At 66.8% G+C, this 26,486-nt stretch carries 25 protein-coding genes; 10 read left to right on the top strand and 15 right to left on the bottom strand.

Annotation, left to right across the window (positions count from 1 at the left end; all coding sequences use genetic code 11):
• Positions 1 to 132 precede the first annotated feature (132 nt).
• Complete coding sequence (locus tag DYI37_RS09365; protein WP_116682910.1) at positions 133 to 684, top strand: DUF421 domain-containing protein; 552 nt, start codon at positions 133 to 135, stop codon at positions 682 to 684.
• Positions 685 to 733: 49 nt separating this feature from the next.
• On the opposite strand, the gene DYI37_RS19960 is transcribed toward DYI37_RS09365, so the two are convergent.
• Positions 734 to 1,870 carry an HWE histidine kinase domain-containing protein gene (locus DYI37_RS19960; protein ID WP_158555121.1) on the bottom strand — a complete coding sequence of 379 codons (1,137 nt, stop codon included), beginning with the start codon at positions 1,868 to 1,870 and terminating at the stop codon, positions 734 to 736.
• 173 nt (positions 1,871 to 2,043) lie between these two features.
• On the opposite strand from DYI37_RS19960, the gene ndk reads away from it, so the two are divergent.
• Positions 2,044 to 2,466 carry a nucleoside-diphosphate kinase gene (gene ndk / locus DYI37_RS09355; RefSeq protein ID WP_116682909.1) on the top strand — a complete coding sequence of 141 codons (423 nt, stop codon included), beginning with the start codon at positions 2,044 to 2,046 and terminating at the stop codon, positions 2,464 to 2,466.
• Between the two features lie 93 nt (positions 2,467 to 2,559).
• Here the strand turns inward: ndk and phbB are convergent, their stop codons facing one another.
• The 9 genes from phbB to DYI37_RS09310 all read right to left on the bottom strand — a co-directional run bounded on the left by phbB (position 2,560) and on the right by DYI37_RS09310 (position 11,108).
• Positions 2,560 to 3,285, bottom strand: coding sequence for an acetoacetyl-CoA reductase (gene phbB, locus DYI37_RS09350; RefSeq protein ID WP_116682908.1), 726 nt, complete (start codon positions 3,283 to 3,285; stop codon positions 2,560 to 2,562).
• 156 nt (positions 3,286 to 3,441) lie between these two features.
• Entirely contained in the window at positions 3,442 to 4,398 is a 957-nt protein-coding gene (locus DYI37_RS09345) for a ring-cleaving dioxygenase (protein WP_116682907.1), read from the bottom strand.
• A 219-nt stretch (positions 4,399 to 4,617) separates the two neighbouring features.
• Positions 4,618 to 5,256 (bottom strand): cob(I)yrinic acid a,c-diamide adenosyltransferase, encoded by a 639-nt coding sequence (cobO, locus tag DYI37_RS09340; RefSeq protein ID WP_116682906.1) that lies wholly within the window; start codon positions 5,254 to 5,256, stop codon positions 4,618 to 4,620.
• Between the two features lie 34 nt (positions 5,257 to 5,290).
• Positions 5,291 to 5,710 (bottom strand): GNAT family N-acetyltransferase, encoded by a 420-nt coding sequence (locus tag DYI37_RS09335; RefSeq protein ID WP_116682905.1) that lies wholly within the window; start codon positions 5,708 to 5,710, stop codon positions 5,291 to 5,293.
• Between the two features lie 85 nt (positions 5,711 to 5,795).
• Positions 5,796 to 6,332, bottom strand: a complete 537-nt coding sequence (gene cobU / locus DYI37_RS09330) for a bifunctional adenosylcobinamide kinase/adenosylcobinamide-phosphate guanylyltransferase (RefSeq protein WP_116682904.1) — start codon at positions 6,330 to 6,332, stop codon at positions 5,796 to 5,798.
• 13 nt (positions 6,333 to 6,345) lie between these two features.
• Positions 6,346 to 6,924 carry an ABC-type transport auxiliary lipoprotein family protein gene (locus tag DYI37_RS09325; RefSeq protein ID WP_116682903.1) on the bottom strand — a complete coding sequence of 193 codons (579 nt, stop codon included), beginning with the start codon at positions 6,922 to 6,924 and terminating at the stop codon, positions 6,346 to 6,348.
• A 178-nt stretch (positions 6,925 to 7,102) separates the two neighbouring features.
• Positions 7,103 to 9,052, bottom strand: coding sequence for an MlaD family protein (locus tag DYI37_RS09320; RefSeq protein WP_116682902.1), 1,950 nt, complete (start codon positions 9,050 to 9,052; stop codon positions 7,103 to 7,105).
• Positions 9,052 to 9,867, bottom strand: coding sequence for an ABC transporter ATP-binding protein (locus tag DYI37_RS09315; RefSeq protein ID WP_116683014.1), 816 nt, complete (start codon positions 9,865 to 9,867; stop codon positions 9,052 to 9,054). The genes DYI37_RS09320 and DYI37_RS09315 overlap by 1 nt, the downstream gene beginning before the upstream one ends.
• Before the next feature lie 56 nt (positions 9,868 to 9,923).
• The gene (locus DYI37_RS09310; protein WP_116683013.1) at positions 9,924 to 11,108 is read right to left on the bottom strand and encodes an ABC transporter permease; all 1,185 of its coding nucleotides are present in this window, start codon (positions 11,106 to 11,108) and stop codon (positions 9,924 to 9,926) included.
• A gap of 236 nt (positions 11,109 to 11,344) precedes the next feature.
• Here DYI37_RS09310 and dgcA point away from each other — a divergent pair, with 236 nt between their 5' ends.
• Together dgcA and DYI37_RS09300 are read left to right on the top strand one after the other, a co-directional pair.
• Positions 11,345 to 12,325 carry an N-acetyl-D-Glu racemase DgcA gene (gene dgcA / locus DYI37_RS09305; protein WP_116682901.1) on the top strand — a complete coding sequence of 327 codons (981 nt, stop codon included), beginning with the start codon at positions 11,345 to 11,347 and terminating at the stop codon, positions 12,323 to 12,325.
• A gap of 217 nt (positions 12,326 to 12,542) precedes the next feature.
• Positions 12,543 to 13,196 carry a DedA family protein gene (locus tag DYI37_RS09300; RefSeq protein WP_245413846.1) on the top strand — a complete coding sequence of 218 codons (654 nt, stop codon included), beginning with the start codon at positions 12,543 to 12,545 and terminating at the stop codon, positions 13,194 to 13,196.
• A gap of 69 nt (positions 13,197 to 13,265) precedes the next feature.
• Here the strand turns inward: DYI37_RS09300 and DYI37_RS09295 are convergent, their stop codons facing one another.
• The 3 genes from DYI37_RS09295 to DYI37_RS09285 form a co-directional block, all read right to left on the bottom strand.
• A complete protein-coding gene (locus tag DYI37_RS09295) occupies positions 13,266 to 13,802 on the bottom strand; it encodes a MerR family transcriptional regulator (protein ID WP_158555120.1) in 537 nt (178 codons plus the stop codon).
• A 197-nt stretch (positions 13,803 to 13,999) separates the two neighbouring features.
• Positions 14,000 to 15,379 carry a sensor histidine kinase gene (locus DYI37_RS09290; RefSeq protein ID WP_116682899.1) on the bottom strand — a complete coding sequence of 460 codons (1,380 nt, stop codon included), beginning with the start codon at positions 15,377 to 15,379 and terminating at the stop codon, positions 14,000 to 14,002.
• The gene (locus DYI37_RS09285) at positions 15,376 to 16,050 is read right to left on the bottom strand and encodes a response regulator transcription factor (RefSeq protein ID WP_116682898.1); all 675 of its coding nucleotides are present in this window, start codon (positions 16,048 to 16,050) and stop codon (positions 15,376 to 15,378) included. The genes DYI37_RS09290 and DYI37_RS09285 overlap by 4 nt, the downstream gene beginning before the upstream one ends.
• A 440-nt stretch (positions 16,051 to 16,490) precedes the next feature.
• Here DYI37_RS09285 and DYI37_RS09275 point away from each other — a divergent pair, with 440 nt between their 5' ends.
• Positions 16,491 to 18,143, top strand: coding sequence for a phosphoethanolamine transferase (locus DYI37_RS09275; protein ID WP_116682896.1), 1,653 nt, complete (start codon positions 16,491 to 16,493; stop codon positions 18,141 to 18,143).
• 2 nt (positions 18,144 to 18,145) lie between these two features.
• On the top strand, positions 18,146 to 18,550 hold the full coding sequence (locus DYI37_RS09270; RefSeq protein ID WP_116682895.1) for a diacylglycerol kinase: 405 nt from the start codon (positions 18,146 to 18,148) through the stop codon (positions 18,548 to 18,550).
• 14 nt (positions 18,551 to 18,564) lie between these two features.
• Here DYI37_RS09270 and DYI37_RS09265 read toward each other — a convergent pair whose 3' ends face one another.
• Positions 18,565 to 19,473, bottom strand: coding sequence for a LysR family transcriptional regulator (locus DYI37_RS09265; RefSeq protein WP_116682894.1), 909 nt, complete (start codon positions 19,471 to 19,473; stop codon positions 18,565 to 18,567).
• 140 nt (positions 19,474 to 19,613) lie between these two features.
• On the opposite strand from DYI37_RS09265, the gene DYI37_RS09260 reads away from it, so the two are divergent.
• Together DYI37_RS09260 and lldD are read left to right on the top strand one after the other, a co-directional pair.
• Positions 19,614 to 20,966 carry an NAD(P)H-dependent oxidoreductase gene (locus DYI37_RS09260; protein ID WP_116683011.1) on the top strand — a complete coding sequence of 451 codons (1,353 nt, stop codon included), beginning with the start codon at positions 19,614 to 19,616 and terminating at the stop codon, positions 20,964 to 20,966.
• 150 nt (positions 20,967 to 21,116) lie between these two features.
• The gene (gene lldD / locus DYI37_RS09255) at positions 21,117 to 22,253 is read left to right on the top strand and encodes an FMN-dependent L-lactate dehydrogenase LldD (RefSeq protein ID WP_116682893.1); all 1,137 of its coding nucleotides are present in this window, start codon (positions 21,117 to 21,119) and stop codon (positions 22,251 to 22,253) included.
• Between the two features lie 162 nt (positions 22,254 to 22,415).
• Here the strand turns inward: lldD and DYI37_RS09250 are convergent, their stop codons facing one another.
• The gene (locus tag DYI37_RS09250; protein ID WP_245413845.1) at positions 22,416 to 22,874 is read right to left on the bottom strand and encodes an Lrp/AsnC family transcriptional regulator; all 459 of its coding nucleotides are present in this window, start codon (positions 22,872 to 22,874) and stop codon (positions 22,416 to 22,418) included.
• A 156-nt stretch (positions 22,875 to 23,030) separates the two neighbouring features.
• Between DYI37_RS09250 and DYI37_RS09245 the strand changes: the two genes are divergently transcribed.
• Positions 23,031 to 24,050 (top strand): 1-aminocyclopropane-1-carboxylate deaminase, encoded by a 1,020-nt coding sequence (locus DYI37_RS09245; RefSeq protein ID WP_116682891.1) that lies wholly within the window; start codon positions 23,031 to 23,033, stop codon positions 24,048 to 24,050.
• 38 nt (positions 24,051 to 24,088) lie between these two features.
• Positions 24,089 to 26,482, top strand: a complete 2,394-nt coding sequence (locus DYI37_RS09240; protein WP_116682890.1) for a transketolase — start codon at positions 24,089 to 24,091, stop codon at positions 26,480 to 26,482.
• Positions 26,483 to 26,486 lie beyond the last annotated feature (4 nt).

Genomic DNA, 26,486 nt, shown 5'->3' with positions numbered 1-26,486 from the left:
GATCGGCAGGCGACCGGATGCCGGTTTTCCGCAGGCGCATCGGACGGCGCGCAAACAGGGTCCCCCTTTGGCTCCGACGCCCTAACTTGAGGACAGACGGGCCGCCGGGCCGTCCGTCACGAGGGGTCTTTAATGTTCGCGCTTCCAGACGTTCTCGACGCCGTCGCCCGGGGCTTCGTCCTCTCCGCTCTGGGGCTCGCCCTCGTCATCCTGATCGTGCGGATCGTCGGCCTCAGGTCCTTTTCCAAGATGACGTCGTTCGACTTCATCATCACGCTCGCGGCGGGCTCGCTGCTCGCCACGATCGCGACGGTCTCGACCTGGACGGCCTATCTCCAGGGCGCCATCGCGATCTTCTCCCTGATGGGCCTCCAGATGCTCATCGCGCAGACCCGCGACCGGGACAACAAGATCAGCGACTATCTGATGAACCGACCCTCGCTCCTCCTGAAGGATGGCGAGTTCCGCGACGAGACGATGCGACAGAAGCGGGTCTCGCGCGACGACGTGCTCGCCAAGCTGCGCGCCGCGAACGTTCAGAGCATCGACAAGGTCCGCGCGGTCGTCCTCGAGACGACGGGCGACATCTCGGTTCTGACCTCGGACGATCTCGATATCCGCCTGCTCGACGACGTGGACGGACGCCATCTCTTCGAGAACGGGACGCAGGATCGCGGCGACTGACGCGGGAGATCGGAGCCTCCACACCCTCGCCCTCGCCCTCGCCTCAAGATCAGGACTTCCAGCCGCTCTTCAACTCGAAGATCAGCCCGTCCGGCTGGTAATGCAGGCGCCCCTCCCCGGCATAATAGGAGGCGACGACGCGCTCGACGAGACGGGTGCCGAAACCGGAGGCACCCGGGGGATGGACGGGCGGCCCGCCCGATTCGGACCACCGGAAGGAGAAGCGGCCGCCCTGAAGCGACCATGTGATGTGGATGGCGCCTTCCGCATTCGACAGGGCGCCGTATTTGGCGGCATTGGTCGAAAGCTCGTGGATGGCGAGCGAGAGGCCGAGCGCGCGCTGGGCGTCGAGAAGCAGCCTCGGCCCCTCGACCGAAAACCGCCCCTCCCCCGTGCGATGGGGTTCGAGCGCGGTCTCCACCACGTCGCGGATATCGGCCTTCTCGGAATTGCCCATGAGGAGCGCGTCCTGCGCCCGCGACAGGGCTCCCAGTCGCGCCACGATGGCCGCGCGGGCCTCCTGGGGGTCGGTGGACCGGCGGAAGGTCTGGGAGACCACCGCCTGGACGATGGCGAGCGAGTTCTTGATGCGATGGGCCATCTCGCGGGCGATGTCGTTCTGGCGTTCGACGGCGGCGCGAAGTTCGGTTTCGAGGATGCGCGCCTGGGTCAGGGCATCCTCCTGGGACTTCAGGATCCGCCGCAATTCGAGCTGGGTCATCGCCTGGCGCGCCAGATGCTTCAGGACGCGGACCTGCTGGGCGGAGAGCTCGCGCGGCCGCGTGTCGAGGACGCAGACCGTGCCGATGGGAAAGCCGTCCGCAGTCTTCAGGAGCGCCCCGGCATAGAAGCGGATCTTCGGATCCTCGGTGACGAGCGGATTTCTCGAGAACCGGGCATCCTTCGTCACGTCCGGCACGACGAGGACCTCGTCCGCATCCAGCGCGTGGACGCAGAAGGCGTTTTCGAGGGGAACCTCCCGCTCGCCCACGCCCACCTCGGCCTTGAAGAACTGGCGTCCGGTATCAACGAGATTGACGATCGAGATGGGGGTCTCGCAGATTTCCGAGGCGATCACCGCCAGATCGTCAAATTCCGCCTCCTTGGGCGTATCGAGAATGTCGTAGCGGGCGAGCGCGGCCGAGCGTGCGGCTTCGAATTCGGCGGCGTTCGTCGCATCGGTCATGAGTGGTCCACCCGGCGGCGAAGGAGTTTGTCGAAGCTGTAACAGCTTGCGACAGGCGACCACAAGCGCCGCGCGCCAAGCGTCGGCGCCTCGCCCGCCCGCCTTGCCGCATCGGTCGGCGGCTTGTATAGGACCGGCACCTTTCCCCAAGCGCTATGCAAGGAACCTTTCAGATGGCGATTGAACGCACCTTTTCGATGATCAAGCCGGACGCGACCCGGCGCAACCTGACCGGCGCCATCACCAAGGTCCTGGAAGAAGGCGGCCTCACCGTCGTCGCCTCGCGCCGCGTGTGGATGAGCCAGCGCGAGGCCGAGGGCTTCTACGCCGTCCACAAGGAGCGCCCCTTCTTCGGTGAGCTCGTCGAGTCCATGTCCTCGGGCCCGACCGTCGTCCAGGTTCTCCAGGGCGAGAACGCCATCGCGCGCAATCGCGAGCTGATGGGCGCAACGAACCCGGCCGATGCCGCCGAGGGCACGATCCGCAAGTCCTTCGCCCTGTCGATCGGCGAGAACTCGGTGCACGGCTCCGACGCTCCGGAGACGGCCGCCGAGGAGATCAAGTACTGGTTCTCCGAGACCGAGATCGTCGGCTGATACAGCCGCTCACTTGAAAACATGAGAAAGGGCAGCACGGGTTCGCCGCGCTGCCCTTTTTCGTTGTGCCCGAAAGCCGGATGATCGCTCGGATTAGTCGAGATACTGACCGCCGTTCGCCGTGATGGTCGAGCCCGTGATGAAGCCCGCATCGTCGGAGACGAGGAAGGCGACGCAGCGGGCGATCTCCTCGGGCTCGCCGAGGCGGCCGACCGGGATCTGCGGCAGGATGGTCTCGTTCATGACCTTTTCGGGGATCGAGTCCATCATCTGCGTATTGATGTAGCCGGGCGCGACGACGTTGACGGTGATGTTCTTGCGCGCGCCTTCCTGGGCCAGGGCCTTGGTGAAGCCGATATCGCCCGCCTTCGCGGCCGAATAGTTCGCCTGGGCGAACTGGCCCTTCTGGCCGTTCACCGAGGAAATCGTGACGATGCGCCCGAAGCTGCGCTCGCGCATGCCGGCCCAGACGGGATGGGTCATGTTGAAGACGCCGCTGAGATTGGTGTCGATCACCTCTTTCCACTGCTCGGGCTTCATCTTGTGGAAGGGCGCGTCGCGGGTGATGCCGGCATTGTTGACGAGGATCTCGATCGGTCCGAGTTCGCTCTCGACCTTCTTGATGCCCTCGGCGCAGGCCTCGTAGGAACTCACATCCCACTTGTAGACCGAAATGCCGGTCTCGTCCTTGAAGGCGTTGGCCTTCGCGTCGTCGCCACCATAGGTCGCCGCCACGGTGTGGCCGGCCTCCTTCAGCGCCTTCGAGATCGCCGCTCCGATCCCGCGCGTCCCACCCGTCACGATAGCAACACGACCCATGTTTTTCCTCCCTTTTGATCCGTTCGAGCACCCGTCCGACGCACGCGCTGCGCCGAATCGGCCCGGTGCTCGAAAAAGGTAGCAGACGATCGGGTTCTGGCTACCCTTCTGCGCGCCGGGTCCGCCCGGTGGAGGCCGATCGGGGAGCGTTCGGGATCACGATGCCGTTTCGAGCGGCTCCAGGGAGGCCTCGATCGCGGCCCGGCGCGGCTCGAGGAAGGGCGGCAGGGCGAGCGACTGGCCCATCGTCTCCATCGGCTCGTCGGCATCGAAGCCCGGGCCGTCCGTCGCGATCTCGAACAGGATGCCGGCGGGAATGCGGAAGTAGAGGGAGCGGAAATAGAAGCGCTCGACCTCTCCGCTGGAGGGAACGCGATAGCCGCGCAACCGCTCGGTCCAGGCGGTGAGAGCCGCGCGGTCGGGCGTGCGGAAGGCGACGTGATGAACGCCGCCGCTCCCCTGCCGGGCAGGCGGGGCACCGGGGTCCACCATCACGTGGAGTTCGGTCTCGCTGCCGCCCTCGCTCATGGAGAAGACGTGGACGGTGCGCCCGGCATCCTCGTAGCTGCGGGCATCCGTCATTTCGAGCACCTCGGTGAGGACGCGGGCCGTGGGCTCCAGATCGCGCACCGAAAGGCAGATCGAGCCGAGCCCCTGGATCTGGTGCCCGGCCGGCACCTCGCTCGCGGTGCGCGGCACACCGTCGGGGCCCCGATCGTCGGCGACGAGGCGCAGGCGCTGTCCCTCCGGGTCCTCGAAGTCGAGCACCATGCGGCCGTCGACCACCCGCTTCTCCGCGACCTGAACGCCGGCATCGCCGAGACGTACGCGCCAGTAGTCGAGCGCGTCCTCGCCTTTGACCCGCAGGCCCGTGCGGCTGACCGAGCCCGTGCCGCGCGTCTCGGGCGCGGCGGGCCAGTCGAAGAAGGTGATGTCCGTTCCCGCCGAGCCCTCCTCGTCGGCATAGAAGAGGTGATAGGCGCTGGTATCGTCCTGGTTCACGGTCTTCTTGACGAGCCTCAGGCCCAGAACGTCCCGGTAGAAGACGAGATTGCGCGGCGCATTCGCGGTGATGGCCGTCAGATGGTGAAAGCCGGTCAGCTTGAGGGACATGGGCGGGGCCTCGCTTCGGGAAGCGGGAGGCTCTGTCTGCAGGCCCGTCCGCGCTCCGATCTTCGATCTGCGCATCGATCGCGAAGGCCTCGTCCAGCCGGGGCGGTGATGCGCGCGTCGCCCTAAACTGGCCTCGGCAAGCGTCGGGGAACAGCCATTGGCGGAAGACGGGCCGTCAACCAAAGCCTGTCACGCATGCACGATCCGGGCGACTACCCTCTAGAACTCGATGCCCTTCTGCGCCTTCACGCCGGAGCGGAACGGGTGCTTGACCATGGTCATCTCGGTGACGAGATCGGCGAAATCGATCAGTTCGTCCTTGGCGTTGCGGCCGGTGACGACCACGTGCTTCATCTCCGGCTTGCCGCGCAGGAAATCCACCACCTCGGCGACGTCCAGATAGTCGTAGCGCAGCACGATGTTGAGCTCGTCGAGAAGGACGAGATCGTGCTCCTCGTCCATGATCATCGCCTTGGCGCGCTCCCAGGCCTGCCGGGCCGCCTCGATGTCGCGCTGGCGGTCCTGGGTCTCCCAGGTGAAGCCGTCGCCCATGGCCGTGATGGTCACCTGATCGGGGAACCGGTCGAGCGCGGCGCGCTCGCCGGTCTCCCACTTGCCCTTCACGAACTGCACGATGCCGACCTTCATGCCGTTGCCGATCGCGCGGAAGACGAGGCCGAAGGCGGCCGTGGACTTGCCCTTGCCCTTGCCGGTGTGGACGATCACCAGACCCTTCTCGATCGTCTTCGTGGCGACGATCTTGTCGCGGGCCGCCTTCTTCTTCTTCATCTTGTCGGCATGGCGGGCGTTGAGCTCGTCCTCGCTCATGCCATCGGTGATCTTCGGCTTCTCGCTCATGAATCGGCCCCTCTCCGGTTTTTCGCCGACAGGCTTACCTGAAAAGCTTCGACAGGAATAACCGCTCCTGATCGCCCGGATAGGAGGGCAGCCGCCCGAAGATCTCATAGCCCATCGCCAGATAGAATCCGGGCGACTGGAACGAATAGGTGGACACCCAGGCGCCCGCGCATCCGGCGGCCCTCGCCGCATCCTCGGCCGTGCGCAGCAATTGGCGTCCGAGGCCGAGGCCGCGCCAGCGTTCCGGCACGGCGATGTTCTCGATCACCATCCAGTCCCAGTAGAGCTGGCCGGCAATCCCGCCATCGGCGCCCTCCTCGTCCGTCAGCGCGTAGCCGAAGAAGGTCGGCGAGAACGCGAAACGGTCCGAGACGGAGGGTTCGGCGAAGGGACGCACGAGACTGGCGCGCGTCTCGATATCGGCGCCGTCCACAGGTTTGATGGTGATTGCCATAAGCCTCCCGGCCGATCTCCTCGTCAAAGCGCGCAGACTAGCCGAAATCCTGCCGAAAAAGCGGGAAAAATCGTCCGCCGGAAGATCAGCCGCGCGGCTTCAGGATCAGCGGACATCCGGCCGCGACGAAGGTCACTTCGTTCGCGGCCGAGGCGACGAGCTGGTTGAGCCTGCCTGCATGGTCGCGGAAGGCACGCGCCATGGCATTGTCGGGGACGATGCCGAGCCCGACCTCGTTGGAGACGAAGATGACGGGGCCGCCCGGCCCTTCTTCGAGCACCCTGAGGAGCGAGCGGCAGTCCGCCTCCACGTCGCGCCCGGCCATCATCAGATTGGTGACCCACAGGGTCAGGCAGTCGACGAGGACGATGGCGCCGGGTGAGGCGTGGATCTTGAGCGCGCCGGGAAGGTCGAGCGGCTCCTCGACGGTGGTCCAGTCGTCGGCCGCGCGCTCGTCCCTGTGGCGGCGGATGCGCTCTTCCATTTCCGCGTCGAAGGCCTGAGAGGTGGCGAGATAGATCCGGTCGAGCCCGCTCTCGCGCGCAAGGGCCTCGGCATGGGCGCTCTTGCCGGAGCGCGCACCGCCGAGGACGAGATGGATGTCCGCGTGCTCGCCCTTCATCGCGTGGGGCCGGTCAGACGATGGAGATGGTCCAGGCGACGATCTCGGCCGCCATCCGGTCGAAGGCCCGGTCGAGCGCGGAGACGAAGGCGCTGTTGCCCTCGCCGACCACCGGTTCGACGCTCCGGAAGATGCGGGTTCGGCGCACGACGCCGGACCGGTCGTCGAGAGCCTTCACCGAGATCTCGACCACCGCCTGACGGCCCGTGACGACCTCGATCTCGAAGCGGCGGATCTCCAGCAGCATCTGGTAGTCGATGGCGAGCCCCTGGCCCGGAACGCCGACGGCCCCGATCTGACCGGTATTCTCGTAGGCCTGGAGCAGTCTCAGCTGCACCATCCGCGGCAGGCGGTCGCTCCACTGGCTGCCGCCGAGATATTCCACCGTGTAGGGGGTCGGCTTGACGACGATCCGCTCCGAATCGATCGTCTTGATCGCGGTCGGCTCGGGGATCAGAAGCTGGGCTCTGGTCGTGCCGGCGACGCTGCGGCCGAGGGGCGGCGCGGAGATCTCGAAGGTTTCGAGCGGCGTCGTGCACGCGCCGAGTCCGACGAGAACCAGTACCAGCGGAAGAAGCCGTGAAACGCGCATCGAGACGGGGTCCTCGAAAGGATGTCGGTGAAGACCGCACCGCACCGGGCGCCGCGATCGTGGAGGGCGGCGCGTAAATCCCACCCGGGGATTCGAAAGGCGCGCTTCCTTCTGTCTTAGGTCAGTCCGGGGCGGCTTTCACCACCCCGGTATCGGGCTCGCGCCGGACTGTTGCCGATCAGCGACGGGTGCGCCCGTCATAGGTCGGAACCTCCGAGCCGCCCCCGAAGATGATCTGGCTCGGATCGTTCGACAGATTGTCGACGGCCCTGCCGACCCGCTCGGCGGTCTGGTTGAGCTGGCGGGTCAGCGCCTGGATATCGCGGCGCGTCGAATCCGACAGGCTCTGAATATTGGCCGAAAGCGGGGCGACCTGCCCGCGCAGGGCATTCGCCGTGTCGCGGATCGACGTCAGGGTCGCGGTCACCTGGCTGCCCAGCGAATTGCCGCTCTGGCCGTTGAGGAGATTGTTGACGGAGGTGATGACCGTGTCGAGCTGGGCGGAGGCCGAGGCGACACGCTGGCTCGTCAGGCTGGCATTGTCGAGAATGCCTGCGATCTCGTCCTCGCGCTGGGCGATGATGTCGCCGACCCGCCCGACGCTGTCGGCCGCGCGCGCGATATTGCCCGAGGCGCTCGACACGTTGACGACGGCGTTGTTGACGAGCTGCGGGTCGATCGCGGTGATGACTCGGTCGATCTGGGTGCGCGTCTCATTGAACCCGTTGAGCGCCGTCGTCAGGCTCGCGACCGCCGTATCCGTGCCCTCGATGATGGAATCGATCGTCTCGGACTTCGATCCGATCGACGAGGCGAGCCGGCTGATCTGGTCGATGGACCGGTTGATCTGGTCGGTGTCGATCCGGTCGACGAAGTTGCCGGCCTTGTCGACGGTCGAGACGAGGCGGCCGCTCGCCTCGCGCAGCGAATCGGAGATCGGCTGGAGATTGGCGAGGGTCGCGTCGATCTCGCCGCTGCGATCGGCGATGGTGGAGCTCACCTGCCGCAGATTGGCGATGAGGTTCGAGGCGCCGGTGACCGCCGAGGCGATGGCCTCGCGCTGATCGGCCACGGTCTGCGTGACCACAGAGAGGTTCTGGGCGGTGGAGGAGATGCCGGACACCGCATCGGAGACCTCTTGCGGGTCGACGGACGCCAGAAGCTCGTTCGCCGAGGTCACCGTGCTGCTGAGGCCCTCGGCCACGCGCGTGGCGGTCTGCGAGAGCGGTCCGAGATTGCCGATGAAGCTGTCGATTCCGGACGCGTTGCGCTGGATCGTCTCGCCGATCTGCTCGACGCCGGCCGCTGCGGACTGGACCGCCTCGGTCACCGCCGAAATGTTCTCCGCGCCGTTGCGCACCGACTGGCTGGTGGCGGTGATGTTGGCGACGATCGTTTCGATCTGCTGCGGATCGACCGCCGACAGGATGTTCTGGACGTCGGCGATCGCCTCCGGCAATGCCTGGGCGACGGTGTTGGCGCTGGCGGTGAGTTCGGACAGGCGTGCGACGAAGGCGTCGATATTGTCGGAATTGTCGGCGAGCGAGGTCGTGAAGGTCCGCACGTTCTGGGTGATCTGGGTGATGTTGCGGGCGCTCTCCTCCACCGTCGGTCCCACCGTTTCGACGACGGCCTCGAACTGCGCCATGATGTTGTTGGCGCGCTGGGCGACGTCGCGTGCGGTCTGGAGGATGTCGGTCACCTCCGAAGGGCTCGCGGTGATGATCGGGACGGTCCCCTGCTCGCGGGCCTGTTCGAGGAGGCTCTCCTTGTCCACCTCGCCGCCGCGCATCTCGATATAGCTGTAGCCGGTCAGCGGATTGGCGACGAGGCTCGCCTCCGTCGATTCGGAGATCGGAAGCCCCGGATTGACGAGGGTGGATGCGATGACGACGCGCGGATTGTTGGGATCGAGGCGCAGCGAATCCACCGTTCCCACCGGCAGGCCGTTGAACTGGACCTGGCTGCCCTGCTGGAGCCCGGTGACCGAGCCCTCGATGCGCACGAGCAGCGGAACGCGCGTGGTGCTGTTGGTCGCCAGCACCGACCAGTAGACGAACCCGAACGCCATCGCGAGGACGACGAGGGTGAAGATACCGACGCGGACGTAATTGGCTTTGGTTTCCATCAACCGGCTCCATTCGGACGGGGACGGCCGGCCGCATCGTCGTCGAGGACGACCGTGCGGGCGCGCTTGCCGTGGAAGTAGGACTTCACCCAGGGGTGATCGTAATCGAGCATCTTCGACAGGGGCCCCTCGACCAGCACCTTGCGATCGCCGAGGACCGCGATGCGGTCGCAGGCCTGGAACAGGCTGTCGAGGTCGTGGGTGACCATGTAGACGCTGAGGCCCAGCGTGTCGCGCAGGGTCATGATCAATTCGTCGAAATCGGCCGCGCCGATCGGATCGAGGCCGGATGTCGGCTCGTCGAGGAAGACGATGTCGGGATCGAGCGCCAGGGCCCGTGCGAGGGCAGCGCGCTTGATCATGCCGCCCGAGAGTTCGGACGGATACTTGTCGGCCGCGTCGGGAGCGAGCCCGACGAGATCGATCTTGAGGCGCGCGAGTTCGTCCATCAGCTTGGGCGACAGGGTCAGATATTCGCGCATCGGAACCTGGATGTTCTCCAGCACCGTCAGCGAGGAGAACAGCGCGCCGTGCTGGAAGAGGACGCCCCAGCGGCGCTCGACGGCGAGCCGCTCGCGGTCGCTCGCCTTCTCGTAGTCGATGCCGAAGACCTCGATCGTGCCGGCCTGCTTCTTGTTGAGCCCGAGGATCGTGCGCAGGAGCACCGACTTGCCCGCCCCGGACGGGCCGACGAAGCCCATGATCTCGCCGCGCCTGACGTCGAGATCGAGGTTTTCGAGGATCTTCTTGGCGCCGAACTGGACCGAGACGCCCCGCGCCTTGATGATGACGTCCTTGCCGGCCTGATCGACCATGGATGCGCCCTGGCCGACATCGGTCTCGTGCGGCACCGTTCCCTCTGCCAGCATGCTCATAGTCCGATCGTCGCGTAGAAGATTGCGAAAAGCCCGTCCATCACGATCACGAGGAAGATCGACTTGACGACGGCGGCCGTCACGCGAAGCCCGAGGCTTTCCGCGCTTCCGCCCACCTTCATGCCCTCGTTCGAGGCGACGAGGCCGATCAGGATCGCCATGAAGGGGGCCTTGATGAGGCCGGAGAACACGGTGAAGAGATCGACCGAGCTCTGCAGGCCCTGCAGGAAGTTCATGAACGAGATGTCGGAATAGATCCGAAGCGTGATGGCGCCGCCCGCCAGCGCCGAAAGATTGGCGATGACCGTCAATAGCGGCAGCGCGATCGACAGGGCGACGAGGCGGGGAAAGACGAGGACCCCGATGGGATTGAGACCGATGACGTGGAGCGCGTCCACCTCCTCGCGCATCTTCATCGAGCCGATCTCGGCGCAGATCGCGCTGCCCGAGCGCCCGGCGATCATGATGGCGGCGAGGAGAACGCCGATCTCGCGCAGGACGAGGATCGAGATGAGGTTGACCGCATAGACCTCGCCGCCATAGCGGCGAAGCTGGAAGGCGCCCTGCTGGGCGATGATGCCGCCCACGAGAAAGGTGATGAGGACGATGATGGGGATCGCCTTCACGCCCATTTGGTCGACCTGATTGAAGACGGCGGCGGGCCGCCTCTGGGTGCGGCCGGAAATGCGCCCGCCCGCTCCGTACATCGCGCCGCCGATGAGGTTGAGGCCGTTGACCGTCTCGTCCCTGATGGCGAAGACGAAGGCCCCGACCGAGGCCACCGCCTCGGTCAGCGGGTTGCCGGTCTTCTTCGGCTTTTGCGGGCGTTCCCGGTCCATGGCGTTGCCGACCGCCTCGAAGAGGGCGCCATTGCCCGATTTCAGGCCGTTCAGCGCGACGCCCTTGCGGTCGGCCGCAAGCGAACGCTTCAGCTTTTCGAGAACGAAGGCACCGGCGGTATCGATCTGGCGGACCTCCGACAGGTCGATCGCCACGTCCGGCCCGAGATTGGCGGAGGCGGTCTTGTCGAGATCGCTCTCGATCGAGCCCACGGTGCGCGCCAGCCAGTCGCCGGCGGCCTTCAGGACCAGCGTGCCGTCCTGGCGCTCGCCGCGAAGGCTCGGCGCGGTCGCCTGCATGCCGCGACCCTCGCCGGCCGCTGTCGTCGTACTGTCGCCCATGTCCCCTCGGCCGAACGGCTGGAGCGTCCGGCTGTCCCATCGATCATTGCCGGCACGATGCCGCCGCGCCTTCGGTCGCTCGCGCAAGCCCTCACCGGGCATTGCGCGCTCTCTAGGGCATGGGAGGGTTCGACGGAACCGTCCATCATGCCGCGCAGGCGAAAGCACCTTCCGCATCTCATGGCCGCCTGTTAAGGCCAAAAGCCGGCCGACCCCCGCGCTTGGAGCGAATTCACATGAGCAGTCGTCTTTCAGTCACAGTGGAACACTTCGCGCTCGCCTCCGAATTCCGCATCGCCCGCGGCTCGAAGACCCAAGCGAGCGTGATCGTCGCCACCATCGAGCGCGGCGGCTTTCGCGGACGCGGCGAATGCGTGCCCTATGGACGCTACGGGGAGACGCTGGAGGGCGTCCTCGCCGAGATCGAGGCGCTTTCGGGCGAGATCGAGGCCGGCCTCACGCGCGAGGCGCTGCAGGAGCGGCTTCCGGCGGGCGCTGCGCGCAACGCCCTCGATTGCGCCTTCTGGGACCTCGAGGCGAAGACGTCCGGACGCTCGGTCGCATCGCTCGTCTGCGAGACCGAACCAAGGCCGGTCGAGACCGCCTACACGATCAGCCTCGACGAGCCGGAGCGAATGGGCGCTGCGGCGCGGGCGGCGGTCCGGCCCATCCTGAAGATCAAGATGGGGACGAACGACGATATCGGCCGTATCCGGGCCGTCCACGAGGCCGCCCCCCGCAGCCGCCTGATCCTCGATGCGAACGAGGGATGGACGGGGGATCGCCTCACCGCCCATCTCCTCGAGGCCGCGCGCGGCGGCGCGATGCTCATCGAGCAACCGCTGCCCGTCGGCGGGGACGAGATCCTCGCGAGGATCCCCCATCCCGTCCCGATCTGCGCCGACGAATCGGTGCATACCAGCGCCGACCTCGAAGGCCTCGTCGGCAGATACGATTACGTGAACATCAAGCTCGACAAGTCCGGCGGTCTCACCGAGGCCCTGAAGATGCAGCGCCGCGCCCGCGAACTCGGCTTCGGGGTCATGGTGGGCTGCATGGTGTCGACCTCGCTCTCCATGGCGCCAGCCGCGCTTCTGGCCCAGAACGCCGATGTCGTGGACCTCGACGGCCCCCTGCTTCTTGCCGAGGACCGCGAACCGGGGCTCGTGTATGCCGGCTCGACGCTGGCCCCGCCCTCGGGCGATCTGTGGGGCTGACAGGCATCGCGGCCCGCATGCCCCGGCCGAGGATGGCTCGCACCCGCCCTTTCAAGACCCGCGGCGACGGCCTATGTGGCGCGCGGGGGCGGATCGATCCCGCGACAAGCGCGGCGAAACGAGGGAGCCGATCGCATCCCGCCGGAGGATCGCCGCCGTCTTAACGGATGCGGGCCACGGCGAGACCCGAGACCCGTGAGGGCCCGGCACCGGGCCGATGCCTGACGATACGAACGCCGATCCGGAAACCAGCTTGCACGATATTCTCAACCTCATCAGCCAGTTCGGACCGGCCATCATCTTCGCCGGCACGTTCTTCGAAGGCGAGATCTTTGCGATCATCGGCGGATTCCTGGCGTTTCGGGGCTCCTATTCCCTCGAATTCATGATGGCGCTCGCCTTCGTCGGCTCGTTCTTCGGTGATCTCGCCGTCTTCCTCTTCGCCCGATACTCCTCCAATCACCGATGGGTCCGGCCCTGGCGCGAGCACCGGCGCTTTTCCAAGGCGCTGCGCCTCGTGGAACGCTACCAGGCCTATTTCGTCATCGTGAACCGCTACGTCTACGGGCTGCGCATGCCGGGCCTGATCGCGCTCGGAATGTCGCGCATCGGTCTCTTCCGCTTCCTGATCCTGAACTTCATCGGGGCCGCCATCTGGGCGAGCCTGTTCACGACCCTCGGCTACGTGTTCGGCTATTCGATCCAGTCCCTCTTCGCCCAGGTCGAGGTCGTCGAGCGAGGCATCCTGATCGCGCTCGGCGTGGTCGTCACCGGCATCGTCCTCTACATCGGCTATCGCCAGTGGGGGCCGATCCTGAAGGCACGCGGGGTGATCGGCACGAAGACGAAGCGATCGGAGCAGGACGACTGAGGGGCCGCTCGGGGGCACCGGGGCATCTCGGCACCGAATCGATCGCGGCCGCCGGGCGCTCGCGTGATCCTACCGGCCGGAGGCGGCGACGTATCGTGGCTTTTTCGGCCGCTTCCCCTCGGCATCCCCGGTCAGGCGGCGGGTTTCCAGATCGCCGAAATCGGCGAGAAGCGCGCAGATCGCCGGAAGCGGCGTGATCCCCTCCTTCGCGGACGCCCGGCCCGCGGAGGCCTCTGCCGGGTGCGCCTCGAAGGTCCCGTCGATCAGGCTCCGGCCCGCCTCGATGTCGGCGACCGCCCGTTCGAGCCGCCCGATCTGATCGCGCAGGTCTGCGCCGAGATCCGTCAACAGGCTCGACTGCGCACGCGCGGCCTCCTCCTTCGACGTCGCGCGTTCCGACGCCTCCACGATCTCGCGAATCCGGCGAATCGGAATTCCGAGTCCGGCCAGTTCGAAGGCGACCGCGAACCGGCGGATATCGCCGCTCGCATAGACCCGCGTTCCCTTCCCGGTCTTGTCCGGCGTGAGAATGCCCTGCTCTTCGTAATAGAGAAGCGTGCGGGGCGTCGTCCCGAACAGCGCGGCGACCTCCCCGATCTTCTTCAAACGGATTTTCCGTGTACGGTGCTGGGTCATTCAAGGTGCTTCGTCGCTGTCGTCCCGTTATTGTATACGATGTGCCGTCATGGCACATCAACTGCAACCCTTACGAAACGGACGGGGACCTCGGAAATAAGGCCGTTCGCCCCGTGAACGGGGATCGAGCTCGCGACCGGGGCGCGGCGGCAGGCCCGCAAGCACGCTCAAGGCGCGGGAAGCGCGACCGTGATTCGGGCACCGCGATCCCGGCCCGGAGCGATCGTCAGCGAACCGCCGAGGATCGCGGCGATACGATCGGCGATCTTCAGGCCGAGGCCGAGCGAGCCGGTGGATTTGACGCTGGCGATGCCCGTATCGACACCGGTCCAGCCCTCGCCGAATCCCGGCCCGTCGTCCACGACGAGGATCGTCGCCGGCGCCTCCACCCTGACGAGGATCTGGGTTCCGGCCGGCGTGTGCTTGATGGCGTTCTCGACGAGGTTTCGAACGAGCGTCGTTGCGAGCGTGCGTGAGATGCGGACTCTCGGATCGGCCGCCCGCTCGAAGGCGATCGTGCGGCCGGAGCCGAAGACCAGTGGCGCGATGTCCTCGACCACCCCCTCGACGAATGTTCCGAGCGGCTCGAAGGTGAACGCTTCCGCTTCGACGGCATCGAGGCGGGCGAGAGCCGTCAACTGCTCCAGCACATGGGTGAGGCCGTCGATATCGCCCTCCGCCTTGCGCGCGCGCGGATGGTCGATCCGCGACAATTCCAGCTTGACGATCGAGACCGGCGTGCGGATCTCGTGGGCGATCGAGGCCGCGAAGATCTTCTGGGAGCCGATCAGCGCCTCGGCCCGGTCGAAGGCGCGATTGACCGCGCCCACGAGCCTCAGGATCTCGCGGGGAAGGCGCTCGCCCGGCAAACGCTGGAGGCTACGCCTCGGATCGATCGCATCGGCGGCCGCGACCACGGCGTCCATGGGGCGCAGCGCCGAGCGGATCGAAAGCGTGGTCGCGCCGAAGACGAGAAACAGGAGGAGCCCCATCGGCCAGGCCATGTGCTCAACCATCTCCTCGGTCAGAACGCCGAGAACCAGCGAACGGGGATCGTCGATCGCCGCGAATTCGACGACCAGCGGCGTCCCGTCCGCCTCGCGAAAGCGCCGGCCGCCGACGATCGAGAGCGGCATGCCCGGCTCGACGATCCGGAACCAGAAATCGGGGGGATCCGTCGCCGGGACCAGGAGAGGATGTGCGCAATCGATCCCGCAATCGTCGTAGAGAACGCCGGCCGGGCTCTGGACCAGGATCCGGTAGCCCGCGCGCGCATCCGGGGACCGGCCGCTCGCATCGCTGCCCGCCTCGGCCTCGCCTCCGATGCCATAGCGGTCGCGGATGATGTCGAGATCCGGATCGCCCTCCCGGCCGAGAAAGGCCGAGGCGATCGTTTCCGTCTCGTGCTCGACCATGATCCGGCCGAGTTCGTCCTCGTCGAACCAGTAGGAGACGAAGACCACGACCGACTGGATGGCGACGGCGAGCGTGGCGAAGAGAAGGATGCGCCGCGCGACGAGACCGAGAAGGGAGCGTGCCTCGCTCACGGCTCGGTCGACCGCAGGAGATAGCCGATGCCGCGAACCGTCTCGATCTCGGCCCCGGCCTCGACCTCCGATATGCGCTTGCGCAGGCGCGAGACGAGAACTTCGAGCGCATTGGTGGTGAAGACGTCGCCGGCCTCCGACAGGGCGTCCTCGAGCCGCCGCTTGGAGACGACCCGGCCCACCTCGCGCATCAGGATCTCGATCAGCTGGCGTTCGCGCGGCGCGAGCGCGATCGCCGTGTTCTCGCAGGTCAGCAGCGCCGAGGCCGGGTCGTAGCGCAGCCGGCCCGCCGACAGGATCGGCGCGCTCGTCGTCCCGCGCCGGGCGATCGCCCGGCAGCGCGCGAGGAATTCACGGTGATGGAAGGGCTTGGCGAGGTAGTCGTCCGCTCCCGCATCGAGCCCCGCGATGCGCGAATCGACGTCCCCGATCGCGGTCACGACGAGGACGGGAAGCGTCGAGCCTGCGGCCCGCATGGCGGCGAGAAGGTCGAGCCCGTTGCCGTCCGGCATTCCGAGATCGAGGACGCACAGATCGTAGGCATCGGTCGCGACCATCAAGCGCGCCTCGGCGAGCGTTCCCGCGCAATCGATCCGCCAGCCGGCCTGATGCACCGTCTCGCGCAGAAGCTCGGTCAGGCGCGGACTGTCCTCGACGAGAAGAAGACGCACGGGATCAGGCGCCCGGACCGGGGCGATCGCCCGGCGCGAGGGGGCTGCTTGCAGCGCGGGTGCGCGCTCTGCCGGCGAAAGTCTTCGGCGCACGCGGCGCGGTCGCAATGGCGGCAGGATCGGCAGTGGTCGCGAACAATGACATCACCCGGCTGGCGTCACGAATCATCAGGAGACCCATCATGAAGCCCGAACCCGGCGCGCGCGCAAGGAGAATGGTGTGCGCCGGCACGGCGAAACCGCGCGTTCCCCGCCGTCGCGGTGCCGGTTCGGGCGCGAGCTGCCAACCTGTCGAAGACCTGTCGGGATCGAACATCGTGAGAAAGGCCGAGCGGGACGCGGCGCAACCGACGCGATAAGGAAGCTGCCGGACGCCGCCCGCCTGCCCGAACGAGGGAGCATCGCGGCGCTCCCTTCGCAGCCAGCAGCCGAGCAAGCCCATGTCGCTTTCCGCCGTTCGCCCGCACCTGACGAGCATTCAGCTGAGTTTCCTCACCACCGCCTATCTCCTCGCCTTCGCCAATGCCCGCTTCTGGGCGACGGGACTGGAGATCTTCGGGCCACACAAGCTGGAACTTGCCGCGCTCGCGCTCGCGCTCTTCCTGCTCGGATCGTCGCTCCTGATCATGGTCTCTGTTAAATACGTGATCAAGCCGGTCTTCATCGCGCTCGTCCTCGTCGCCGCGACCGCCTCCTATTTCACGCAGACCTTCGGCACCCTCATCGATCGCGACATGATCCAGAACGCGATGGAGACGACGGGACCGGAAGCCGGCCACCTGCTGACGCCGGCCCTCTTTGCCCATATCGCTCTCTACGGGCTCCTGCCCGCAGCTCTCATCGCCTTCGTCCGCGTCGATCATCGCCGGGTTCTCGCCAAGGCGGGATGGAACACCGCCGTGATCGTCCCCTCGCTGATCGTCGTCTGCGCGATCGTCTTCTCCAACTATTCGGTCTATGCCTCGACCTTCCGCGCCCATCGCGAGTTCCTCGCAAGCCTGAACCCTGCGGCAAGCCTCGTTGCGAGCGTCAAATACGCCGTGCACGAGACCCGGTCGGGCCCGCTCGTGGTCCAGCCGCTCGGCCTCGACGCGAAGCGAATGCCAAAGCCGGGCGACAGGCCCCGGGTTCTCGTGGTGGTCGTCGGCGAGACGGCCCGGGCGGCGAATTTCAGCCTTCTTGGCTATGACCGGCCGACCAATCCGAAGCTTTCGGCCCGAGACGACATCCTCGCCTTCTCGAACGTTTCGAGCTGCGGCACGGCGACGGCGATTTCCGTGCCCTGCATGTTCTCGGTCTATCCGCGCAGCGACTATTCCGAGGACAAGTCGGATACGACAGAGAACGTCCTCGACGTTCTGACCCATGCGGGCGTCGGGGTCGAATGGTTCGACAACAACACCGGTTCGAAGAAGGTCGCGGACCGGGTGCCCTACGAATTCCTGCCCGAGACGAACGATCCGCGCTACTGCGAGGGCGGCGAGTGCCGCGACGACATCCTCACCGATCGTCTCGTAAAGGCGCTCGGCGCGGTCGAGGGCGACACGGTGATCGTCCTCCACCAGCTCGGAAGCCACGGCCCGGCCTATTACGCCCGCTATGACGAGACGGCGCGGCATTTCACGCCCGACTGCCGCACCGCCGAGTTCGCCGATTGCAGCCGCGAGGAGATCGTCAACGCCTATGACAACACGATCGTCGAGACCGATCGGTTTCTCGACGACGTCGTGACGGTGCTGGGCAAGGCGAGCGACCGGCTCGACACCGCGATGCTCTACGTCTCCGATCACGGGGAATCGCTCGGCGAGAAGGGGCTCTACCTCCATGCCGCCCCCTATTTTCTGGCGCCGTCCGAGCAGACCCATGTGCCGATGATCGCCTGGCTGTCGGACGGGTTCCAATCGAGCGACGGGATCGAGACGGCATGCCTTGCAAAGGAGCGCGACGAGGCGTTCAGTCACGACAATCTGTTCCACACCGTCCTTGGCCTGATGGGCGTCGGGACCAAGGTCTATGACAGGGCGCTGGATATCGCCGCGCCCTGCCGCGACAATGGCCTCGTCACGTCGAGCCTCGAAGGACCGGAAAGTTGAGTATGAGCGCCCGCCCGAAGCCGTTTGCCGCCGAGCCCGCCGACGCCAAGGTTCCGCCCAAGCGCAAGGGGCTCGCCCATCTCTTCGCCTCCACGAGCTATTCGATCTCGGGGCTGAAAAGGCTCTCGGTCGAGCCGGCCTTCCGCCAGGAGATCGCAGCGACCATCCTCGTTCTCGGCTTCCACGCCCTTGTCGGGTCGAGCGCGGTGGTCTGGCTCGCGCAGGGTGTGCTGCTTCTCGTGCTCTACGCCCTCGAAGCCCTGAACACGGCGATCGAGGAGATCGTCGACCATGTCTCGCCGCGCTACAGCGATGCGGCGCGCAACGCCAAGGATCTGGGCTCGCTCGCCGTCCTCTTCGCTCTCTGCGCCAATGGCGCCTGCCTGCCGCTCGCCTTCCTCCTCTAGGGCGAGATGCGAGATCAGGAGGCCGAAGGCCTGAAGAAGCGGGCATTGCGGGCGACGAGACCCGCGAGGAAGTCCTTCACCGCCCTCGTCCTCGCCGCATAGCGCGCATTGGCATGGGTGACGATCCAGTAGGAGCGCTCGAAGCGGCAATCGTCCGCCAGAAGCCGCACGAGTTCGGGCCGCCGCCCGGCGATGAAGGCCGGCAGGCAGGCAAGGCCGAGACCTGCGGCCGTCGCCTCCACCTGGGTCAGGATGTTGCTCACCTGAAGATCGGCCTGCCGCCCGGGCAGGAGTTCGGCGAGATAGTCGTGGGCCGGTGTCGGCAGCCGGTCGGGGATGTAGCCGATGAGGATCGACCGGTTCATGTCGGCGATCGAGGCGATCCCGTAGGATAGGGAAGCGAGATAGTCGCGGCTGGCATAGAGCCCGTATTCGTAGTCGCAGAGCTTTTTGGAGACGAGCTGCCCCTGGGCGGGCCTCTCCATCATCACAGCGATATCGGCCTCCCGCTTGCCGAGGCTGACAATGCTCGGATCGGCGATGAGTTCGACCGTCAGCCTCGGATGCTCGGCCTTGAGGGCGGCGAGGTGATGGACGAGGAAACCGGTCGAGAAGCCTTCGGGCATGGTCAGCCTGATCGGTCCCTCGATGCTTCCACCCGCAGCGTCCGTATCGCGCTGGATGCGCACGACCGCGTCCTCCATGTCCTGCACCTCCGCCAGAACCCGCCGGCCGTCCTCGGTCATGCGGTAGCCGTTCGGCGAGCGCTCGAAGAGCGATGTCGCAAGCGAGGCCTCGAGCGCGGCGATGCGCCGGCTCAAGGTCGAATGGTCGACGCCGAGGCGCCGTGCCGCAAGGGTCAGCTTCCCGGCCCTCGCCACCGCGAGAAAGGCGTTCAGATTGTTCCAGTCGATCGCGCGCATATGGGGATTCTTGCAAACCGGTCGTGCTTCCGTGCGAATTTACACAAGCCTCGCCCGGCGACTAGAGTTTTCTGCCGGCGCCGGGAGGAGGCACCGGCCCGATCCTCGATCGGCGCGATGGACGGATGGAGGAACCCGCGATGTCGATGTTTCGCAAGCTGCAGGCGCTCGAAGCCGAGGGGCGCCCGGTCCGTGTCGGCCTCATCGGCGCGGGCAAGTTCGGCTCGATGTATCTGGCCCAGGCGCGCCGGACGCCGGGCGTCCATCTCACCGCCATCGCCGATCTGTCGCCGGACAATGCGCGCCGTTCCCTCGCGCGCGTCGGCTGGCCGGCCGAGGCCTTCGCCGCGACCTCCTTCGAGACGGCCGCATCCACCGGTTCGACCTTCGTCACCGAGGATTCGGCGGCGCTCATCGCAAGCCCCTTCGTCGATCTGGTGATCGATGCGACCGGCCATCCGGCCGCCGGCGTGAGACATGTTCTGGCGGCCTGCGAGCATCGCAAGCATATCGTCATGGTCAATGTGGAGGCCGACGTCCTCGCCGGGCCGATGCTCGCGCGCAAGGCCGCCGAGGCGGGCATCGTCTATTCCATGGCCTCCGGCGACCAGCCCGCGCTCATCGCCGAACTCGTGGACTGGGCACGATGCAGCGGCTTCGAGGTGGTCTGCGCCGGCAAGGGCACGAAATATCTGCCGCAATATCACCAGTCGACGCCCGATACCGTATGGAGCCATTACGGCTTCACGCCGGAGCAGCTGGCGAGCGGCGACTTCAACCCGAAGATGTTCAACTCCTTCCTCGACGGCACCAAGTCGGCGCTCGAGATGGCGGCGGTCTCCAATGCCTGCGGCCTCCTGCCTCCGCGCGATGGCCTTCTCTTCCCGGCCTGCGGGGCCGACGACCTGCAGACGCTGCTTCGCCCGGTCTCGGACGGCGGCGTTCTGGAGCGCAAGGGAACGGTCGAGGTCGTCTCCTCGGTTGAGCGCGACGGCCGGCCCGTCTTCCGCGACCTGCGCTGGGGCGTCTTCGTGGTGATCGAGGGCGAGACCCCCTATGTCCGGGACTGCTTCCGCCAGTACGGGCTCCTCACCGATCAGAGCGGCCGCTATGCCGCGACCTACAAGCCCTATCATCTCATCGGCCTCGAACTCGGCGTCTCCGTCGCCAGCATCGCGACCCGGGGCGAGCCGACGGGCGCGACGCGGGCCTGGAGCGCGGACGTGGTCGCCGTCGCCAAGCGCGATCTTGTCGCCGGCGAGACCCTCGACGGCGAAGGCGGCTTCACGGTCTACGGCAAGCTTGTTCCGGCCGATGTCTCGAGCCGGCTCGACGCGGTGCCGATCGGCCTTGCCCACGGCATGGCCCTGACGGGCGCTGTCGGCGAGGGCGAGGTCGTGCGCTGGTCCGACGTCTCCTATGACGGACAGGACGAGACCATCGTGCTGCGCAAGGCGATGGAGCGCGATTTCGCGCCGTCCCGCGCCGGGTGAGCGCGATCGCGGGAGGCGTCCCGGCTGCGGGGCCGCGGCAAGTTCGGGGCTTGAGATCGCCCCATCTCTGCTACAAGCGGGACAGGTGACCGGCTCCGCCACCGGAGGGACCGGTCCCGTGCCCCAAGCAAGAACAGGCGGAGGAACGCCATGATCATCTCGTCGATTTCGGACTACAGGACCGCCGCCAAGCGCAAGATCCCGCCCTTTCTCTTCCATTACGCCGATGGCGGCTCCTATGCGGAGAGGACGCTGCAGCGCAATACGAGCGATCTCGCCGAGGTGGCGCTGCGCCAGCGCGTCCTTCGCGACATGTCCTCCCTCAAGCTGACGAAGACGCTCTTCGGCCGCGAACTCTCGCTTCCCCTCGCTTTGGCGCCGGTCGGCCTGTGCGGCATGTATGCGCGGCGCGGCGAGGTTCAGGCGGCCCGCGCGGCCGAGGGCAAGGGCGTGCCCTTCACCCTCTCCACCGTCTCCCTCTGCCCGATCGAGGAGGTGGCCGCGGCGACGAGCCAGCCGTTCTGGTTCCAGCTCTACGTGCTGAAGGACCGCGGCTTCATGCGCAACGCGCTCGAGCGGGCCCAGGCGGCCGGCTGCGAGACCCTGATCTTTACCGTCGACATGCCGGTGCCCGGCGCGCGCTACCGCGACAAGCATCACGGCATGTCCGGCGCCTACGGGCCCATCCGGCGCGTGCTCCAGGCCGCGATGCATCCCCAATGGGCCTGGGATGTCGGCGTGAACGGCCGGCCCCACGATCTCGGAAACATCTCGGCCTATCGCGGCGAGCAGACGAAGCTGACCGACTACATCGCCTGGCTCGGCGACAATTTCGATCCGTCCATTGGCTGGCAGGATCTCGAATGGATCCGCGACGCCTGGAAGGGCCAGATCGTCATCAAGGGCATTCTCGACGTGGAGGACGCCAGGGACGCCGTGCGCTTCGGCGCCGACGGGATCGTCGTCTCCAACCATGGCGGGCGCCAGCTCGACGGGGTGCCGTCCACCGCGCGCGCCCTTCCCGCGATCGCCGATGCCGTGAAGGGCGATCTCACCATCCTCGCCGATTCCGGCGTCAGGTCCGGCCTCGACGTCGTGCGCCTCATCGCGCTCGGCGCCGACATCGCCATGATCGGACGCGCCTTCGTCTACGCGCTCGCAACGAACGGCGAGGCGGGCGTGCGCGAACTCCTCGACATCATCGCCAAGGAAATGCACGTCGCCATGACGCTGACCGGCGCGCGCAGCGTGGAGGAGATCGATTCCAGCCTGCTCGTGGATCTGTGATCCATGGGGCGGGGGAGAGGCAAGCGACAGGTCTCGGAGGCCCGCCATCGCGGCACGATGGCGAACCCGGCCGCAAGCCCCGTCTCGCGTGCCCTCCCCCTGCCGGGCCGCCGCGCCGCATCCTTACGGGCCGGCGCAGCGGCCAGCCCCGCCCGGCGGGCGTCAGAACGCCAGCGGGCCGTTGTCCTTCACCTCCTTCATCACGAAGAAGGTCCGCGTCTGGCGCACGCCGGGAAGGGTGATCAGCCGCTGGCCGTGCAGGGTGTTGAAATCCGCCATGTCGCGAACGCGGATCTTCAGGAGATAGTCGAAGTCGCCGGCCACGAGGTTGCAGTCGAGGATCTCCTTCATGGCGACGACGGCGCTCTCGAAGGCGGCGAAGCTTTCGGGGGTGGAGCGGTCGAGGACGACGCCCACCATCACGAGGGTTCCGAGATCGACCGAGCGGGGCGCGATCACGGCCCGAACGCCCGAAACATAGCCCTCCTCGAACAGGCGCTGGGTGCGGCGATGGCAGGTGGCCGCGCTGACATTCACCCGTTCGGCGAGATCCGCATTGGACAACCGGCCCTCGCTCTGAAGGGCACGCAGGATCTTCACGTCGATTCGGTCGAGGGGCATGATGAAAGATCCTTTCATGTTTGGTACGTTTCAGGACCGGTTTTGGCCATAGTGCGAAGAACCACGTCCGTTTCGATCCTATCCGAGGGTGATTTCGAAAGCACCTCTCGCCGAAAGATATGTAATCTACGTGCTCCACCCAACGGAGCCCCGACCATGTCCCTTCTGGAAAAATTCGAGCGATATCCCCTGACCTTCGGCGCGACCGCGATCGAGCATCTGCCGCGTCTTTCCGAGGCGCTGGGCGGCAAGGTCGAGGTCTACGCCAAGCGCGAGGACTGCAATTCGGGCCTCGCGATGGGCGGCAACAAGCTGCGCAAGCTCGAATACATCGTTCCCGACGCCATCGCCTCGGGCGCCGACACCCTGGTCTCGATCGGCGGCGTCCAGTCCAATCACACCCGGATGGTCGCGGCGACCGCCGCCAAGATCGGCATGAAATGCGTGGTGATCCAGGAAAGCTGGGTGCCCCATCACGACGCGGTCTACGACCGGGTCGGCAACATCCTGATGACCCGCCTGATGGGCGCCGACAGCCGCCTCGTCCACGAGGGCTTCGACATCGGCATCCGCAAGAGCTGGGAGGACGCCATCCGCTCGGTCGAGGAGGCGGGCGGCAAGCCCTATGCGATCCCGGCCGGCGCCTCGGTGCACAAATACGGCGCGCTCGGCTATGTGGGCTTTGCCGAGGAGGTCGCGGCCCAGGAAGCCGAACTCGGCTTCACCTTCGACTACATCGTCGTCTGCGTCGTCACCGGCTCGACCCAGGGCGGCATGATCGTCGGTTTCGCCGCACAGGACCGCGCCGACCGAGTGATCGGCATCGACGCCTCCTGCATCCCCGACCAGACGCGCATGCAGGTGCGCGGCATCGTCGACAAGACGGCCGATCTCGTCGGCCTCGGCCGCGCCGTGCGCGAGGACGAGATCGTGATCAATCCGGACTATGCCTATCCCGCCTACGGCGTCCCCTCCGAGGAGACCAATGCGGCGATCCGGCTCGCGGCCCGCACCGAGGCGATGATCACCGACCCGGTCTACGAGGGCAAGTCCATGCAGGGCATGATCGACCTCGTGAAGAAGGGCTTCTTCCCGGACGGCTCGAAGGTCCTCTACGCCCATCTCGGCGGCGCTCCCGCGCTCAACGGATACAGCTACTACTACCGCGAGGGCTGAGACGTTTCCTCATGCCCGTCATCTGATCGGACCCCTCCATGACAACCACCGAGCGAGACCATCTGAAGACCATCGAGCAACGGCTCCTGTGGCTGTCGCACTGGATGATCCACCACGCCAATCACGTGCGGCCCAAGGTGGACGGCATCAAGATCGGCGGTCATCAGGCAAGCTCGGCCTCCATGGTCTCGATCATGACGGCGCTCTATTTCTCGGCGCTGAAGCCCGAGGACCGCGTGGCGGTCAAACCCCACGCCTCGCCCGTTTTCCATGCGATGCAGTATCTCATGGGCAACCAGACGCGCGAGAAGATGGAGCGCTTCCGCGGCTATGGCGGCGCCCAGAGCTATCCGAGCCGGACCAAGGATGTCGACGATGTCGACTTCTCCACCGGCTCGGTCGGCCTCGGCGTCGGCATCACGGCCCTCGCCTCCCTCGTCCAGGACTTCATCACCGCCAAGAGCTGGGGATCGGACGTGAAGCCCGGGCACATGGTCGCGCTGATGGGCGATGCGGAACTCGACGAGGGCAATATCTACGAGACCCTCCAGGAGGGCTGGAAGAACGATCTGCGCAATTGCTGGTGGATCATCGACTACAACCGCCAGTCTCTCGACGGGGTCGTGCGCGAGGGCCTGTTCGGCCGCATCGAGAAGATCTTCGCGGCCTTCGGCTGGGACGTGGTCAAGGTGAAATACGGCGCCCTCCAGCGCTTGGCCTTCGAGGAGCCGGGCGGCACGCGGCTTCGCGACTGGATCGACAACTGCCCCAACCAGCAATATTCGGCGCTCACCTTCATGGGCGGCGCGGTCTGGCGCAAGCGGCTGATGGACGATCTGGGCGATCAGGGCGAGGTGACGCGCCTGATCGACCGGCGCAGCGATAGCGAGCTTGCCGCCCTCATGGAAAATCTCGGCGGCAACTGCGTGGAGACCATGGCCGAGGTCTTCGCCGCCGTCGACCACGACCGGCCCACCTGCTTCCTCGCCTATACGATCAAGGGCTGGGGAACGCCGATCGCCGGCCACAAGGACAATCACGGCGGGCTGATGAACACCAAGCAGTTCGCCGGATGGCAGGCCCATATGGGCATTGCCGAGGGCGAGGAGTGGGAGCCCTTCGCGGGCGTCGCCGACAGGGATGGGCTGAAGGCCTTCCTCGATGCCGTTCCCTTCTTCGGCAAGGCGCGCCGCCACGACGATGCGCGCCTCGACGTGCCGCGCATCGAAGTCGAGACCGCACGGGAGGTCTCCACCCAGACCGTCTTCGGCAAGATCCTCGACGATCTGGCCAAAGGCGGCGGCGATCTCGCCGCCCGTATCATGACCACCTCGCCGGACGTGACGGGAACCACCAGCCTCGGGCCCTGGGTGAACCGGCGCAAGCTCTTCGCCCGCGCCGAGATGGCCGACGCCTTCATCGAGCATCGCATCCCGTCCACCGCCAAATGGGAATTCACGCCCGAGGGCCAGCATGTGGAACTCGGCATCGCCGAGATGAACCTCTTCCTCCTGCTCGCAGCGGCAGGCCTCAGCCGCTCTCTCTTCGCGCGGCGCCTCATTCCCATCGGGACGGTCTACGACCCCTTCGTCTATCGCGGCCTCGATGCCCTGAACTATGCCTGCTATCAGGATGCGCGCTTCATGATCGTCGGCACGCCCTCCGGCGTGACGCTCGCACCGGAAGGCGGCGCGCACCAGTCCATGGGAACGCCGCTGATCGGCATGAGCCAGGACGGTCTCGCCGCCTTCGAGCCGGCCTTCGCGGACGAACTCGCCGTGATCATGGAATGGGCCTTCGACTATCTGCAGCGGGACGGGGAGCGCACGCGCGACGGGCGCACCTGGCTCAGCGACGCGGCCGGCGGATCGGTCTATCTGCGCCTCACCACCAAGCCGCTCGAACAGCCCGCCAAGCGCGCCGACGACGACTTCCGCCAGGGCGCCGTCGACGGGGCCTACTGGCTGCGCAAGCCCGGGCCGAACTGTTCGGTGGTCATCGCCTATCAGGGCGCGGTCGCCGACGAGGCCATCGCGGCGGCGGGCATGATCGGCGAGGCGCGGCGCGATTTGGGCGTTCTCGCGGTCACCTCGGCCGACCGGCTGAACGCCGGCTGGACCGCCGCCCAGCGCCACCGCGCGAGCGGCAGGGGCGAGGCGCGGAGCCATGTGGAGACGCTTCTGGAGCCCCTGCCGAACACCTGCGTCCTCGTCACCGTGATCGACGGCCATCCCGCGACGCTCGCCTGGCTCGGCTCGGTCTGCGGCCACCGGACGATCTCCCACGGTGTCGAGCATTTCGGGCAGACCGGCACGATCGGCGATCTCTACCGGCATTTCCGGATCGATCGCCATTCGCTCGTGGAATCCGTCAACGAATTGACGCGCGGAAAGCGCGTCAGGGTCGACCCGCCGCAGTTGCGCTCGGCCTGAGCGC

The organism is Fulvimarina endophytica, assembly GCF_003403015.1.
Classification (GTDB): domain Bacteria; phylum Pseudomonadota; class Alphaproteobacteria; order Rhizobiales; family Rhizobiaceae; genus Fulvimarina; species Fulvimarina endophytica.
This window is presented reverse-complemented; position numbering and strand designations above follow the sequence as displayed.